The organism is Rhodovulum sp. DZ06 (assembly GCF_050586345.1).
In the GTDB taxonomy this organism is placed as follows: domain Bacteria; phylum Pseudomonadota; class Alphaproteobacteria; order Rhodobacterales; family Rhodobacteraceae; genus JBOCEF01.
On record NZ_JBOCEF010000001.1, the window covers coordinates 24,306 to 39,647 of the forward strand.

The 15,342-nt window shown below is 72.3% G+C and carries 10 protein-coding genes; 9 read left to right on the top strand and 1 reads right to left on the bottom strand.

Annotated features, from left to right (window positions below; all coding sequences use genetic code 11):
* The first annotated feature begins 200 nt into the window (after positions 1-200).
* The 9 genes from ACQ5SO_RS00095 (at position 201) to ACQ5SO_RS00135 (ending at position 14,159) form a co-directional block, all read left to right on the top strand.
* Positions 201-1,652, top strand: coding sequence for a phosphatidylserine decarboxylase (locus ACQ5SO_RS00095; RefSeq protein ID WP_430939522.1), 1,452 nt, complete (start codon positions 201-203; stop codon positions 1,650-1,652).
* Positions 1,653-1,729: 77 nt separating this feature from the next.
* Positions 1,730-3,391, top strand: coding sequence for a LodA/GoxA family CTQ-dependent oxidase (locus tag ACQ5SO_RS00100; RefSeq protein ID WP_430939523.1), 1,662 nt, complete (start codon positions 1,730-1,732; stop codon positions 3,389-3,391).
* Entirely contained in the window at positions 3,388-4,506 is a 1,119-nt protein-coding gene (locus ACQ5SO_RS00105) for an NAD(P)/FAD-dependent oxidoreductase (RefSeq protein ID WP_430939524.1), read from the top strand. Before ACQ5SO_RS00100 ends, ACQ5SO_RS00105 begins: the two co-directional genes overlap by 4 nt.
* Entirely contained in the window at positions 4,506-6,326 is a 1,821-nt protein-coding gene (locus ACQ5SO_RS00110) for a hypothetical protein (RefSeq protein WP_430939525.1), read from the top strand. The genes ACQ5SO_RS00105 and ACQ5SO_RS00110 overlap by 1 nt, the downstream gene beginning before the upstream one ends.
* Positions 6,327-6,440: 114 nt before the next feature.
* Positions 6,441-7,379: a LysR substrate-binding domain-containing protein gene (locus tag ACQ5SO_RS00115; RefSeq protein WP_430939526.1), complete on the top strand. Its 939-nt coding sequence runs from the start codon at positions 6,441-6,443 to the stop codon at positions 7,377-7,379.
* Between the two features lie 139 nt (positions 7,380-7,518).
* Positions 7,519-9,207, top strand: a complete 1,689-nt coding sequence (locus ACQ5SO_RS00120) for a sulfatase-like hydrolase/transferase (protein ID WP_430939527.1) — start codon at positions 7,519-7,521, stop codon at positions 9,205-9,207.
* Between the two features lie 60 nt (positions 9,208-9,267).
* The gene (locus tag ACQ5SO_RS00125; RefSeq protein WP_430939528.1) at positions 9,268-10,323 is read left to right on the top strand and encodes a TAXI family TRAP transporter solute-binding subunit; all 1,056 of its coding nucleotides are present in this window, start codon (positions 9,268-9,270) and stop codon (positions 10,321-10,323) included.
* 400 nt (positions 10,324-10,723) lie between these two features.
* Complete coding sequence (locus ACQ5SO_RS00130; RefSeq protein ID WP_430939529.1) at positions 10,724-13,084, top strand: TRAP transporter fused permease subunit; 2,361 nt, start codon at positions 10,724-10,726, stop codon at positions 13,082-13,084.
* Positions 13,085-13,217: 133 nt separating this feature from the next.
* Positions 13,218-14,159, top strand: coding sequence for a D-2-hydroxyacid dehydrogenase (locus ACQ5SO_RS00135; RefSeq protein WP_430939530.1), 942 nt, complete (start codon positions 13,218-13,220; stop codon positions 14,157-14,159).
* Between the two features lie 43 nt (positions 14,160-14,202).
* Here ACQ5SO_RS00135 and ACQ5SO_RS00140 read toward each other — a convergent pair whose 3' ends face one another.
* The gene (locus ACQ5SO_RS00140; RefSeq protein ID WP_430939721.1) at positions 14,203-15,342 is read right to left on the bottom strand and encodes an iron-containing alcohol dehydrogenase; all 1,140 of its coding nucleotides are present in this window, start codon (positions 15,340-15,342) and stop codon (positions 14,203-14,205) included.

The window sequence follows — 15,342 nt, forward strand, 5'->3', positions numbered from 1 at the left end:
TCATCGGAGGGTCGCCCCGGGGCGGGGCGCCGCCCCGCGCCGCGGCGGAAAATCGGTTGTTTCCACACTTTTCAGAAAGAATTGGACAACCGGCGCGGGTTTCGCGGAAGCTTGGCCCCAGGCGCGTCGGCCATGGGGGGCGGCGTGCGCCGAACCAGCGGCGGGTGAAACCCGGTCCGCAGAGAACCAGCAGGTGCTCCGTGAAAGAATTTCCCGCAGCAGGCCGTCGCCGCGCCGCTTCGCCGTCGCTGGCCTCGGTCGCCTCCACCTTTCAGCTCGAGTCGCTGGCCGCGCACGAACCCCTCGAGAACGTGCAGAAGGGCCCGCCGCCCTTCCTCTCCGGGATGCCGCCCTGGGACTCGGTTTATGAGCCGACCCAGCCGATCACCCGGCGCCTCGCGAAGATCATCGCGAAATACGGGTACGCCGAGGCGTTCGACAAGGCCATCGCCCGGGTCGGGGGACAGGGGATCCCCGAGCTGAGCCTGGTCCACAGCCTCGACCAGTTCTTCTTCTATCTCGACGCGCTGGTGCAGTGGATCCCCGAGATCCGCCGCTGGGAGCAGGACGGCCAGACCATGCACGAGCGCACGGTCTACCTGCGGATCATCCAGCTCTATTACTACTTCAACCAGCCCGAGCTGGAGGCGCTGCAGAGCCCCATCGCCCCCGGCGGCGACGCGCTGACGCCGATCTCGGAATGGCTGCGCGACTTCGCGGTGGACTGGGGCGCGTTCCTCGACACCCCCGCCTCGGCCGCGAAGCTCGCCAGCTTCCGCTATGCGCCGGAATACACCTGGCAGGACTACGAGAAGCCGCCCGAGGACTACGCGACCTTCAACGCGTTCTTCGCGCGGGAGTTCGACAACATCGACACCCTGCGCCCGGTGGCGGCGCCCGAGGATGACAGGACCATCGTGTTCCCGGCGGAATCCACCTTCGTCGGGCAGTGGGCGGTCTCCACCCCCGTGGGCGATCCGATGCCCGCGGACCCGTCGATCACCGTCAAGCACATCCAGTGGTCGATCAAGGAGCTGCTGGCCGACAGCGAGCACGCCGACTGCTTCCAGGGCGGGCTGTTCTGCCACTCCTTCCTCAACACCTTCGACTATCACCGCCTGCACGCGCCGGTGGCGGGCAAGGTGCTGGAGGCGAAGTTCATCCCCGGGCAGGTCTACCTCCAGGTCGACCTGCAGCAGCAGGACCCGGACGCGCCCGAGAACGGGGGCCTCGCCAACGCCATCATCCCGCAGCGGTACCTCAACGCCGAGGATCCGACCGGCTACCAGTTCGTGCAGTGCCGCGGGCTGCTGGTGCTCGAGACGGAGGCCTTCGGCAAGGTCGCCGTGCTGCCGATGGGCATGGCGCAGGTCTCCTCGGTCGTGTTCACCGGGCCGGGGGGCGTGCCGATCACGCTGACCGAGGACGAGAAGGCCGGCTGCGGTTATCTCGAGCAGGTCGAGAAGCTGAACGCCAAGATCGCCGCGGTCAACGAGGGGCGCTGGATGGAGAAGGGCGAGATGTTCTCGTTCTTCCAGTTCGGCGGTTCGGACTGCGTGATGGTGTTCGAACGCCGCGCCAACGTCTCGGTCACCGCGCAGGTCGGGGTGCATTACCCGATCCGCAGCCGCTACGCCGTCGCCGCCATCTGATCGCGCCGCGGCCCGCCGCTCCCCGGGGGAGGGGGGCGGCGGCGCCCGCGCCGCAGGCCGCCGAGGGGGGCGCCGCCATGACCAAGACCTACGCCATCCATCCCGCGCTCGGGATCGCCCGCATCGGCAATTTCCCGGTCGATCCGACCAACCCGGCCACCTTCTATCTCGGGGCCGAGGCGCCCTACGAGACGCCCAATGAAGGCAAGCCCTACAAGGTCGGCGGCCAGGTGAAGAAGCAGGGCCAGCGCTTCCGCATCTATGAGTACGAGGACGGCGTCGCGGTGCGCGAGGTGGTGCTCGGGGCCGACGTGCAGGGCATCGAGTGGACCGTGCACCTCGCCAATCGCAAATCGGCGCTGAGCACCGATCCGCACGCCCCCGGGGTCAGCCGCCCCGGCGTGCCGCCCATCGACTGGAAGACGGCCGAGACCCGCAACGCCTCGGTGACGGGCGAGGACCGCAACGCGCTGGCCATCGACCCGGGGCCGATCACCGTCTCGGCCGCCCATAACGCCCCGCCGGGCGCCCCGGTGCAGGCGCGGGCGGGGATCGCGTTCCCCGACGCCGGGAACGCCGCCGCCGAGGCCAATATCGGGACCGCCTGGGCCGAGCCGGACACCGGCCGCCTGCTGGTCTTCGGCGGCGACGGCGTCTCGGGCGGCTGGACCGGGGACGCCTTCACCGCCGCGGCCCCGGTCAAGCAATACGCCAATAACGACCTGTGGTACGACGACAGCGCCGACGGCAAGATCACCGCGAAGATCACCTTCGCCGACGGCTCCTGCGTCACGCTCGACCAGCCGGGGCAGTTCGCCTGGGTGCTGTGCCCGCCGCCGAAATACACGCCCGGGATGGGCTACTACACGACGCTCGGCGACGTGTCCGAGGACGTGGCGGGCGCCTGCGCCGGGGACGTGTCCTTCATGGCCCATATCTACCCGGTGCTGCGCTCGGTCTCGGTGCTGCAATGGGTGAACCTCTACGGCGCCAAGGGGCACGGGCCGGGCAAGGCGGACTTCCTGCAGGGCCAGGCCATGCAGCAGATGTCGGATGCGAACCCGGACCCGAACTCCGACGCGTACAAGGCGCGGGACAAGCTGTTCCGGCGGCTGCGCAAGCCCGGCAGCGACGACCGCTCGGCCGCGCTGATGCCGCAGGTGTCGCCCGAGGTGACGGACCACCCGAAATCCTCCACCGGCGTCCCGTTCGACATCGCCCAGGTGACCGCCCTGCAATACGCGCGGTTCGAGAAATGGCGCGACGGCGATTTCGCCGCCGACTATGACCCGCTGCACCCCGATCCGTACAAGCCGCTCTCGGACTACGCCGTGGCGGACCAGCCCCGGGCGCTGGACCTCGGGGCGCTGGACGGGTCCTCCGGCTCGCCCTTCTTCCCGGGGATCGAGAGCTGGGAGATCGCCCGCACCCCGGGCGTCTGGGCCGCGCCGCTGCGCGTCTCGGGCGCGATGAAGCCGGGCGACATGACCATGGGCAACGCGCTGCCCTGGCAGGCGGATTTCTTCGATTGCAACGGGGCCTGGTGGCCGGTGCAGCGCCCGACGCTGGTGATCCGGGACGGGGTGGGGTCCGAGTGGACGCCCCCCGCCTGGGATGACATGGGCGACGCGTGCTACAACGAGATGGCCGAGAACTGGTTCCGCCTCGGCTTCGTGACCAGCGGTGACGGCGGCGCCAGCTATGCCGAGACCGAGCGCGACCCGGGGCTGGGGGCGTGAGCGTCCCGGCGCCGGACAGGGGCGCCGCGCTGGTGATCGGCGCCGGGCCCGCGGGCCTCGCCGCCGCCATCCGGCTGGCGCGGGACGGGCATCGGGTGGTGCTGGCCGACGCCGCGCCGCGCGCCCGCCGCCGCCGCCCGGGCGAGCATCTGCCCCCCGGCGGGCTGCAGGTGGTGGAGGGCGCGGGCCTCGGCGCCGCCCTCGCTGATCCGCGGCACGGGGACAGCCCCGGCGTGCGCTCCGCCTGGGGCGCGGCCGGGGCGCTGGACCGCGATTATGTCTTCGGACTGCCGGGCAAGGGGCTGAACCTTGACCGCGCCGCCTTCGACGCGGCGCTGGAAGACCAGGCGCGCGCGGCGGGGGTGGAGCTCCGCTGGGGCGCGCGGCTCTGCGCGTTGGTGCGCGAAGGCGGCGCCTGGCGCGCGGAACTGGGCGGAGAGAGCCTGCGCGCCGCGCTGGTGGTCGACGCCAGCGGCCGCCGCGCCGCCGCCGCGCGGCTGCTGGGCGCCCGGGTGCTGCGGCGGGACCGGCTGACGGGCCTCGTGGGCCGCATCGCGGGGGCCGAGGGCGCCGGACGCTCCGGGCGCCTGCGGATCGAGGCCGCGCCCGACGGCTGGTGGTACGGCGTGCGCCTTGGCTGCGGCGACGTGCTGGCGGCCTGGATGTGCGACCCGGCCGCGATCCGCGCCCATCCGGGCGGCGCGCTTGGGCTGTGGGGCGCGCGCCTCGCCGCCTCGCCGCTGCTGGCGCCGATGGCGGCGGGCGGGGCCCTGCCGGGGCGCCTCGAGGCCTTCGACGCCTCGGTGCAATGGACGCTCGCGCCCGGTGCGCCCGGCTTCGTCGCCGTGGGCGACGCGGCGGCGGGGTATGACCCGCTGTCCTCCTGGGGGATGGCGAAGGGGATCGCCGACGGCGCCGCGGGGGCCGGGGCGCTGTCCCGCGCCGCCGCCGGGGCGCCGGATGCGCTGCAGGCGCATCACCGGGCGCGGGCGACGGATTTCGCGCAGCACGTGAACACGCGGGGCCAGGTCTATGCCGCCGAGCGGCGCTGGGCCGGGGCCCCGTTCTGGGCGGCGCGCGCCGCCGCCGGGATGCAGACCGAGGGGATGGGATGATGACGATGACGAGCATGCGCGCGCTGGGGGCGGCGCTGATCGCGGCGGGCGCGCTGGCGGCGGGCGCCGCGGCGGGCGCGGAGCCGGGGCAGGCGGCGTCCTGCCCGCCGCCGAAGGTCCCGTCCTCGGGCGCCCCGTCGGACCCGACGAAGGCGCAGCTGGACGCCGCCTGGGCCGCCTATACCGAGAACACCGCCGCGGCGATGGGCGTGTTCCGCAACATCCCCCTCTATGAACGGGTCGGCGACGAATGGCGCCACCGCTCGGGCAAGTACCTGCCGCTGACCGTCGACGGCACGGTCCCCGACAGCTACCACGCGGACATGGACTCGGACCGCCCGATGTTCCTGCCCACCGACTTCACCGGCGTGCACCAGTTCGAAGGCCAGTCGATCCCCTACAGCATCGTCGGCCGGATGCCCGGGTCCAACCCCGAGGTGCAGTGGGTGTTCCTCGCCCGCCATTACAAGGTGAAGTCGCCGAAGGACCCGGTGGACATGGAGGACGGCTTCACCGACCTGCGCGACGTGGCGGTGATCGGCCACCACCCGCGCACCGGGGCGACCTCGTTCTTCCAGTGGTACGGGCCGGACAACCCCGACCCGGGGCCGCGCGTGCATGACGTGCAGACCATCATCGCGCCCTGGTCCGAGGGCGGTCAGAGGTTCTGGCGCGACATGTACTGGATGTCCGGGATCGACTGCGCCCAGTGCCACGCCGCCGACCCGTTCATCCACACGCCCTGGATCACCCAGGGCAAGCTCAACGCGCGCGAGGGGTTCGCGACGCCCGAGGCGCTGGTCCCCTCCAACCCGCTCGGCCCGTTCTTCTACACCCATGCCGAGGTCGACGGGGTCGACCTGTTCGCGACCTGGGACCGGCACCTGGCGCAGATGGACGCGCCGGACAATGTCTGCACCTCCTGCCACCGGGTGACGCAGACGGACCCGCTGGGGCTCTATTCCCACTCCACCCGCGGGGCGGGACTGGCGCATTACCAGCCGCAGCCGAACCAGACCGAGGCCTATGCCGACCTGCCCTGGATGCCGCCTGTGAACCTGTCCTACGGCGATTACTACGCCCAGCAGAGCGCAGACATGGATGCGTACCTGCACAGCTATGGCGACGCGGCGACCGAGGTGATCGCCTTCGCCGGCGCGGGGCTGGAGGATTACGTCCCCGGCGGCCCCGAGGTCTGCGCCGAGGCGCGCGCGGCGGTGGGCGGCGAGGTCCCGCCCGCCACCTCGATCGCCGCCCCGCCCGAGGAGATGCGCCGGGTGATGATCCAGCGCGACGGCGCCGACCAGCCCCCGGCGGCGGGCGCGGTGATCGCGGTGGACGCGCGGATGCGCGCCAACACCGACGCCGCGCTGGCGCAGTGGCGCTTCGTGGCCAATGACGCGGCGGGTCCGTACATGACCGCCGCCCCGGTGATCCTGCGCCCGGTTCCCGACGCGACCGGAGAGATGCAGGTCCGCGTGATCCATGTCGGCGACAAGCGCGGGGCCGCCGACGGCGGCGCGTGGCTGTCGCTCAAGGCCGGGACCGACGCGGTCCATGCCGCGGCGGGCGATTACCTCGGGCTCCTGCTGTTCAACGACGGGGTCGCTGCGGGCGAGGCGCTGGTGCCCTATTCCGACGATTCCGCCTGGGCCGCGCCGAAGGTCACCACGCCCCAGGCCGGGCAGGTCGACGCGATCCTGACCTTCACCCGCGCGCTGACGGCCATGCCGAAGGTGGGCGACGTGCTGATCCTGCCCGACGGCGCGCACCGCACCTATTCCTACGAGTTCCAGGCCGACCTCTACAACCCGATCTGACGGGCCGATCAGACAGCCTCCGCCCCCCCTGAAACCGGCCTCCGCCCCCTCCCTCCTGCAACCGGCCCCCGGGCGCGCGCCCCGCGCCCGGGGGCCATGGCCCGGGACTCGCCCATGACCGCCCCGTCGCGCATCCGCATGCGCCACCTGCGCTGCTTCCTCGCCATCGCCCGCGTCGGCTCCGTCACCGGCGCGGCCGAGGCGCTGGGCACGGTGCAGCCCGCCGTCTCGCGCACCCTGCGCGAGCTGGAGCAGGAGCTGGGCGCCCCCCTCTTCGACCGGGCGGGCGGGCGGATGACGCTGACCGATGCGGGCCGGATGCTGCACGCCCATGCCGGCGCCGGGCTCGGCCTCGTCGACCGGGGGATCGAGGCGCTGCGGGGCCGCAACACGGCCGAGCGGGTCTCGGTCTTCGCGCTGCCGAACGTGGTGCGCGTGGTGATGCCCGGCGCGGTGGCGCGGTTCCGCGCCCTCGCCCCCGACGCGGACCTGCTGATCGAAACCGTGTCCTCGGGGCTGATGGTCGACCGGCTGGCGCAGGGGAAGGTGGATTTCGGCTTCGGGCGGCTCAACCGGGTCGAGCGGATGCAGGGCATGGCCTTCGAGCATCTTTATGACGAGCCGCTGGTCTTCTTCGCCCGCGTCGGCCACCCGCTGGCCGGGCGGCAGGGGGTGACGGCGGCCGAGATCGACGATTACGACACGGTGCTGCCCACGCAGGGGACCATCATCCGCGAAGAGCTCGACCGCTGGCTCGCCGCCCAGGGCCTCGACCGCTTCACCCGCCGGATCGAGACGCTGAGCTTCGAATTCGCCCGCTCCTACCTTCGGACCGGCGACGCGGTGGTCTGCCTGCCGCTGGGCGCATTGCGCGAGGAGCTGGAGCGCGGCGCGCTCGTGCGCCTCTCCACCGATGCGGCCGAGGGGCTGATGGGCGCGGTCGGCCTGACCACCCAGCCGGGCCGTCCCGCGGGCCCGGGGGTCGAGATCCTCAAGCAGGCGATCCGCGACGAGGTCCGCTCCATGGGGCTGGACAAGGGGCGGGCTTCATAGCCGTTTCGTTATGTTTCCGCCGAAATCGGCATTTCCCGACGGGCTTTCCCCGATGTAACCCTTGCACTGGAAAACAGCGGGAGGAGCGCCGCGCACCCCGGATCGCCTTGGGAGAGGCCCGGTTTTGCGGCGATGCAGCATGGCCAAACCGAAGAACGTCCTTTTCATCATGTTCGACCAGCTTCGGTGGGATTACCTGAGCTGCTATGGGCACAAGGCCCTGCACACGCCGCATATCGACCGGCTGGCCGCGATGGGCGTGCGCTTCGACCGCGCCTATATCCAGTCGCCCATCTGCGGCTCCTCCCGCATGTCCACCTATACCGGCCGCTACGTCCATTCCCACGGCGCAAGCTGGAACGGCATTCCCCTGAAGGTCGGCGAGAAGACCATGGGCGACCACCTGCGCGAGGCGGGGATGGAGTGCTGGCTGGTGGGCAAGACCCACATGCGCGCGGATGAAGAGGGGATGGCGCGGCTCGGCCTCGAACCCGACAGCCTGATCGGCGCCCGCGTCTCGGAATGCGGCTTCGACGTGTTCGAGCGCGACGACGGCATGCTGCCCGAGGGGCCGGACGGCTCCTACGACCCGGACGGGGCGAAGGAATACAACAAGTACCTCAAGGCCCGCGGCTACGAGTCGGACAATCCCTGGCACGACTTCGCCAATTCGGGCGTCGACGCCGCGGGCAACGTGCTCTCGGGCTGGTTCCTCAAGAACTCCTCCGAGGCGGCCAACATCCTCGAGAAGGACAGCGAGACGCCGTACCTCACGACCCGCGGGATGGAGTTCATCGAAAGCCGCGGCGACACGCCCTGGCTCTGCCACCTCTCCTATATCAAGCCGCACTGGCCCTATATCGTCCCCGAACCCTATGCGAGCATGTACGGCCCCGGGGACGTCCAGGCCCCCATCGCGTCGCAGGCCGAATACGAGGCCGCGCACCCGGTCCTGAAGGCCTTCATGGACAGCATCGTCGGCAAGGCCTTCAGCCGGCAGGAGGTCCGCGACGCGGTGATCCCGGCCTATATGGGCCTGATCAAGCAGGCCGACGACCAGATGGGCCGGCTGTTCAAATGGCTCGAGGAGACCGGGCGGATGGAGGACACGATGATCGTCGTCACCTCCGACCACGGCGATTTCCTCGGGGATCACTGGATGGGCGAGAAGACCTTCTTCCACGACACCTCCACGAAGATCCCGCTGATCATCTACGACCCCTCGCCCGAGGCCGACGCCACCCGCGGCACGGTCTGCGACGCGCTGGTGGAATGCATCGACCTTGCGCCCACCTTCCTCGACGTGGCGGGCGGGGATGCCGCGGGCCAGCGCCATGTGCTCGAAGGCCATTCGCTGCTGCCGATCCTGCGCGGAGAGGCGACCGAGACCCCGCGCCACTGCGTGATCTGCGAGTATGACTATTCGGCCAGCCCCATCGCCGACCGGCTCGGCATGTCGCCGCGCGACGGGGTGATGTTCATGGTCGCCGACAAGAAGTGGAAGCTGGTCCATTGCGAGGGCGGCTTCCGGCCGATCCTGTTCGACCTTGAGAACGACCCGCAGGAGCTGACGGATCTCGGCGCCTCCGAGGCGCCCGAGCATGTGGCCGCCGTCGAGGCGATGTACGAGAAGCTCTTCGCCTGGGCCCGCCGCCCGTCCCAGCGCACCACGCGGACCGAGGCGCAGCTGGTGGAGATGCGCCAGAAGACCCGCCGCCGCGGCGTCATGATCGGCGTCTATGATGAAAACGACGTGCCGCTGGAGCTGAGCGTGCATTACCGCGGGCGCAAGGCCGCCAACCACAAGGGCCGCGAAGCGGCCGAATGACCCCCCCGCGTCCCGACCGGGAAGGGGCCGCGGACGCGTCATGCGACCAGGGAGGACAGCATGAACCCGATCAAGACCGCCGTCGCCGGCATCCTCGCCGCCGCCTTCGGCCTTTCCGCCGCGAACGCGCAGCAGAACCTGACCGCCGAAACCTCGAGCCCCGGCAACTCGCCCCATGTCGCGGTGCTGCACCTGGCCGAGGTCGCCAGCGAGGCGGGCGTCGCCAACCTGCAGGTGCAGGAAGGCCAGACCCTGACCAAGTCGGTGCTGAACGTGGCCGAGGGGCGCACCGACATCTCGGCCATGCCGCTGATCCTCGGGTTCCTGCTCGACAAGGGCCGCGGGCCCTATGCCAAGCAGGGCGAGAACGGCGCCGCGCTGGCCGCCAACCTGCGCGCCCTCTATCCCTACAACGCCGGGGCCTACGGGCTCTTCGCGCTGGAGAGCGAGGGCATCGACGCCTGGGAGGAGCTGCGCGGCAAGACCGTGTTCAACGGCCCGCCCCGCGGCGCCGCGCTGGTCAACGCCCGCCAGGCGATCCAGCTCGCCGCCGGTCTGAAGGACGGCGAGGATTACAAGGGCCACCAGGTCAACTGGGGCCAGGTCTCGACCCTGCTGGTCGACGGGTCCGTCGACGCCTTCGTCATGCCGATCACCTTCCCGTCCGAGCGGGTGACGATCATGCAGTCGGCGGGCGACGTGGTGATCGTCTCCACCCCCAAGGACATCTTCGAGAGCGAGGGCTACCAGCGCATCTTCAAGGCGCCCGGCAACGTGCCGATCATCGTGAAGTGGGAGGACATGGGCTATGCCGAGGGCGCCGGCGTGCGGCTGGTCTCCGAGGACGCCACCTTCCGCGGCATGGGCACCGCCTTCGCCGACGTGGTGAACAAGGACATGAGCTTCGATCTCGCCAAGGCGCTGACCGCGGCCCATATCGCCACGCTCGACCGCATCAAGGTGAAGGTGCCCTATGGCGGCACGGTGAACTTCGGCGTGCTCGACGCCGACGCCTCGGGCTTCTGCGGGCCGAACCCGGTGAAGTACCACCCCGGCGCCGTCGCCGCCTGGGAAGAGGCCGGCTACGAGGTGCCCGCCTGCGCCAGGCCCGAGTGACGGGCTGAGCCGCGCGCGATCCGGGGCCCCGGCCCCGGGACCCGCGCGGGCGGAAAGGGGCGGCGCGCGTCGCGCCGCCCGGCCCCCCGGGGTCGGGGCCTGCATCGCCGCGCCCCCGGCGGCCGATGCCGCCCCGCCCTCGACCGCCCCGCCTTCGATTGCGTCGCCTTCGCTTCCGCGTGCCCCCGCGTGTCGGCCGCGCCCGCCCCGCCCGCTTCTGCCGGGCGCGGATGACGGGCCCGGCCGCGGCGTCCGCCCCCGGTTCCCCTCGCCGCGGGGCGGACGCCGACCTCCCCTCGCCGTCCCCGCCGTCCCCGCCGTTCCCGCGGGCGCCGTCGTCCCCGCCGCGCCCGCCTCCGCCCTGCGCCCCACCCGTCCCCAACCCGGAGCCGCCGGACCCATGACCGACAGCAGCCCCACCGCCGACGCGCCCCGCCCCGTCCCCGCCGGCCCGGACCGCGCGCGGCGCCTGTCCCTCTGGCTCGGCTTCGCGCTGGTGATCCTGGGGATGCTCAACACCCTCCCGGCGCTGCCCGGCCTCGACGCCGCCGCCGAGGCGCTGCTGGGCGAGGGCGTGGTGATCCGCCGGTTCTCCTACGAATACCTGTTCCCCATCGCCTTCGTGCTGATGATGGGCATCGTCGCGCTCGACCAGTCCTTCGCCCGCACGGCGCGCGAGGCGGGGCGCGCGGCCTGGCCGGGGCGGCTGATGGACGGCGCGCTGATCCTCTCCGCCATCGCCATCTCGCTCGGCTACCTGGTCGAGATCGACAGCGTCTGCCTGGTCGACCAGTTCACCGGCGAGCGCGCGGCGCTGATCGAGAAGGCGATGGCCGAGGAGATCGAGTTCGCCGAGCTTTACGGCCTGCCCGCCCCGACCTCGGTCGACGATCCTTCGTGCATCAACACGCTGGGCCTGTGGATCTTCCCGCTGGTGGCGGTGGCCATCGCCATCTTCCTGCGGGTCAACGTGCGGGTCTGGGGCCTGCCGCTGGTGGCCGTCGCCATCGCCATGGCCGCCTACACGCTGCTGACCGTGCTGGTCTGGTACTTCAATGGCGCCGAGGACATGAACAAGTACCTCGTCACCAAGCTGGGCGGAGAGCCGCGCACGCTGCTCGACGGGCGGCCCAACATGCAGGACATCCTGACCAACAACGCCCAGGGCCTGCTGGGGCGGTTCATGGGCATCCTGCTGAACACCGTGTTCCCCTATATCGTGCTCGGGGCGCTGTTCGGGGTCTCGGCCGGGGGGCGGTCGCTGATCAAGATCGCCTTCCTGTGGACCCGCAACCTGCGCGGCGGGCCGGCCCATGCGGCCGTCGTCTCCTCGGCCATGTTCGGGACCATCTCGGGCGGGCCGGTGGTCAACGTGCTCTCCACCGGGGCGCTGACCATCCCGATGATGCTGCGCCGGGGCTTTTCGAAGAACTTCGCGGGCGGGATCGAGGCGGCGGCGTCGTCCGGCGGGCAGATCATGCCGCCGGTGATGGGCGTCGCGGCCTTCATCCTCGCGGCCATGACGGCGGTCCCGTATCACGAGGTGATCGTGGCCGCCGCGCTGCCCGCCGCCGCCTATTTCGGCTGCCTCTTCATGACCGTCGCCTTCCAGGCCCGCAAGTCGGGGATCGCGGCGGTGGGCGAGGTGACCGAGGACATGCGCCTGACCCGGGCCGACAAGCTCAACCTCGTGATGATCTTCGCGCCGATCGCGCTGATCCTGTTCCTGCTGCTGACCCCGAAAGAGGCGGTCGGCTGCGGGCCCTTCGGCGCGCTGCTGGGGGTGGAGCAGGTGCTCGAGGACGGGCGCTGCCGGGCGGCCGAGCTTCCGTGGCTGCTGCAGGCGGTGCAGAACTCGGCCGGGGACGCGGGCTCGGCGGGCTGGTGGGCGACGGCGCTGCTGACGGTGCTGTTCTTCCTGGACCGGGAGATCCGCCAGGCCCCGAGCCGCATCCTGCGCGCGCTCGCCGATGCGGGCACGCTGGTGAGCCGCCTGTACCTGATGTTCCTCGCCGTCTCGGTGATCGATTTCTGCCTCAACCTCACGGGCCTGTCGAACTATGTCGCCGTCGACATCCTCGGCTGGCTGCGCGATGCGGGGGCCGGGGGCGAAGGCGGGACCGGGCCGCTCTTCATCCTGCTGGCGCTGACGGCGACCATGGTGATGGCGATCCTGCTCGGGATGGGGATGCCGACGGCGCCCGCCTATATAAACGTCGCGCTGCTGATGGGGCCGATGCTGGCGGGGCTGGGGATCGCGACCTTCACGGCCAACATGTTCGTCTTCTACTTCGCGGTGGCGAGCGCGATCACCCCCCCGGTGGCGGTGGCGGCCTTCGCGGCGGCCTCGATCACCCGCGGGGACCCGATGGCGACCGGCTTCGCGGCAGTGCGCGCGGGGGTGGTGATCTTCGTGATCCCCTTCGTCTTCGCCTTCCACCCCGAGCTTCTGCTGATCGAGGCGGCGCAGCTCGCCCCCGGGAACGGGACCGAGCGGTACCTGCCGGGCATGGACGGCACGGTCCATTCCGCGGCGCTGGCCTGGCTGGTCGTGCGGGTGGCCGCCGCGCTCTACCTGCTCGCCAGCGTGCTGGCGCGGTACGAGGCGCGGCCCATCGGCGGGGCGGAATGCGCGCTGCGCATCGCGCTGGCGGTGCTGCTGCTGGTCAAGATCCCCTATGCGCCCGAGGCGGCGCTGGCGGGGGCGGTCGCGCTGGTGCTGCTGCACCGGCGCGGGGCGGCGCGGATGGCGACGGCCTGACGCGCCGGGCCGAACCGCGCCGGAGCGGGCCGACGGGACAGGGGCGGGGCCGCGCGGCTCCGCCCTTTTTGCATTGCGCGCGCGGCCCGCATGGCCTTGGCTGGCCGCCATCGCCGCCTGACCGGAGCCGCCCATGACCCGCGCCCTGATCCTCGACACCCATGCCGACTGGTACGCCGCCCGCCTCGGGGCCGCCTGCCCGGGCGTCTCCGTCGCCGCCGCGACCACGCCCGGCGCGGCGATGGAGGCCGCGCCGGGGGCCGAGATCCTGATCGGCATGGCCGGGCGCCTGTCCCCGGAGCTGATCGCCGCCGCGCCCGGTCTGAAATGGGTGCAGGCGCTGACCACGGGGGTCGATCCGCTCCTGAAACCCGGGGTGCTGCCCGCGGGGGTCGCGCTGACCAACTGCCGCGGCATCCACGGCCCGCAGATGTCCGAGCTGGCGATCCTGATGATGCTGGCCGGGCCGCGCCGCTTCGCGCGGATGCTCGACAACCAGCGCGCCGCGCGGTGGGAGAGCTGGCCGATGCCGCTGCTGGAGGGCAAGACCGTCTGCCTGCTCGGCCTCGGCGCCATCGCCGAACGCCTCGCCGCGGTCTGCGCCGCCTTCGGGATGGAGGTGACCGGCGTCTCGGACGGGCGGCGCGCGGCGCCGGGCGTCGCGCGGATCTTCCCCCGCGCCCGGCTGGCGGAGGCCGCGGCGGGGGCCGATTTCCTCGTGGTCCTGACGCCGTATGAGCCCGCCACCCACCACATCGTCGACGCGGGCGTGCTGGCGGCGATGAAGCCCGGGGCGATGCTCATCAACCTCGCGCGCGGGCTGTGCGTGGACGAGGACGCGCTGCTCGCCGCCTTGCACGAGGGGCGGATCATCGCCGGGCTGGACGTGTTCGGGCAGGAGCCGCTGCCCGAAGACAGCCCGCTCTGGTCCGCGCCGGGCGCGATCCTGACGCCGCATGTCGGCGGGCTGTCGGACATCTACCGCGACCAGGCCGCCCCGTTGGTCGAGGCGAACCTCGCCGCGTACCTGTCGGGCGGGGTCGCGGCGCTGTCGAACCGGATCGCGCGGGACTGAGCGGGGGCGGGGGCCGGGATCCGGGGGCCGGGGGCGCGGCCCCTCAGCCCCAGCCCGCGTCTTCCAGCGCCTGCGCCAGCGTCTCGGCCGGAAGCGGAACCGGGTTCGGCTTCATCGAGGAGGACGCGGCCGAGCGGTCCGCGATGCCCAGCCGCTGCTCCGCCGTCAGCCGCGCCGCGGGGGGCGCCAGCCCGGCGTCCCGCGCCCAGCCCGCCAGCCCGTCGAAACCGACCCCGAGCGCGTCCTGCATCCAGGCCTCGACCTCGGCGAACCGCGTCGCGACGGGGGCGTCCGCGGGCAGGGCGGCGCGGTTGGCCAGCAGGATATGCGGCAGCAGCAGCCCGCAGATGGCGCCATGCGCCTCGCCCGTCTCGCCGCCCATCACCCCCGCCAGCCCGTGCACGGCCCCGAGGCCGGCATTCGCCAGCGCGATCCCCGAGACATGCGCGACCCAGAGGATCTCGTCCCGGGCGCCCGGGTCCTCGCCGCGGGCGAGGGCGGCCATGGCGCGCAGGCCCCGCGGGATCGCCTCGCGGCAGAGCGCGTCTGTGAAGGGATTGGCGTTGCGCGACAGGTAGGGCTCGATCACCTGGGTGACCGCGTCCAGCCCGCTCGCCATCGTCACGCCCCGCGGCGCGCCGTCGGTCAGCGCCGGGTCCAGCACCGCCAGCTCCGCCACCAGCCGCGTGTCGCGAAGCGAGACCTTGCGGCGATGTTCGGGCGAGGCGATGACCGCGTTGCGGGTGGCCTCGGAGCCGGTTCCGGCGGTGGTCGGCAGCGCGATGAAGGGCAGCGGATCGGCGTCGAGGGGCAGGCCCTGTCCGATCACCTCGAGATGCCGCATCGGGTCGGCATGGGGCGCGGGCAGCAGCGCCGCCAGCGCTTTCCCTAGGTCCAGCGCCGCGCCGCCGCCGATCGCCACGACGCGTTCCGCCCCGTGACCGCGCAGGGCGTCCAGCGCCCCGGCCAGCATGTCGGTCGTCGGCTCCCCGGGGCAGGCTGCGGTCGCGACTGTTGCCCCGGCCCCTTCAAGCCCCGCCTTCAGCGCGGCGGCGCGGGACGGGTCCCGGCCATGGACCAGCGCGATGCGGGAGGCGCCGCCGATGATCTCGGGGATCGCGGCGAGCGCCTCTCCGCGCCCGAAACGGACGCGGCGGGGCAGGGTCAGGGCATGGGGCGGCAG

What these genes read in the sequence shown, in the direction of transcription:
- ACQ5SO_RS00120 (WP_430939527.1), top strand. Translation starts at nt 7,519, where the DNA reads ATGGCCAAACCGAAGAACGTCCTTTTCATCATGTTCGACCAGCTTCGG.
- ACQ5SO_RS00130 (WP_430939529.1), top strand. Translation starts at nt 10,724, where the DNA reads ATGACCGACAGCAGCCCCACCGCCGACGCGCCCCGCCCCGTCCCCGCC.
- ACQ5SO_RS00115 (WP_430939526.1), top strand. Translation starts at nt 6,441, where the DNA reads ATGACCGCCCCGTCGCGCATCCGCATGCGCCACCTGCGCTGCTTCCTC.
- ACQ5SO_RS00125 (WP_430939528.1), top strand. Translation starts at nt 9,268, where the DNA reads ATGAACCCGATCAAGACCGCCGTCGCCGGCATCCTCGCCGCCGCCTTC.
- ACQ5SO_RS00110 (WP_430939525.1), top strand. Translation starts at nt 4,506, where the DNA reads ATGACGATGACGAGCATGCGCGCGCTGGGGGCGGCGCTGATCGCGGCG.
- ACQ5SO_RS00100 (WP_430939523.1), top strand. Translation starts at nt 1,730, where the DNA reads ATGACCAAGACCTACGCCATCCATCCCGCGCTCGGGATCGCCCGCATC.
- ACQ5SO_RS00135 (WP_430939530.1), top strand. Translation starts at nt 13,218, where the DNA reads ATGACCCGCGCCCTGATCCTCGACACCCATGCCGACTGGTACGCCGCC.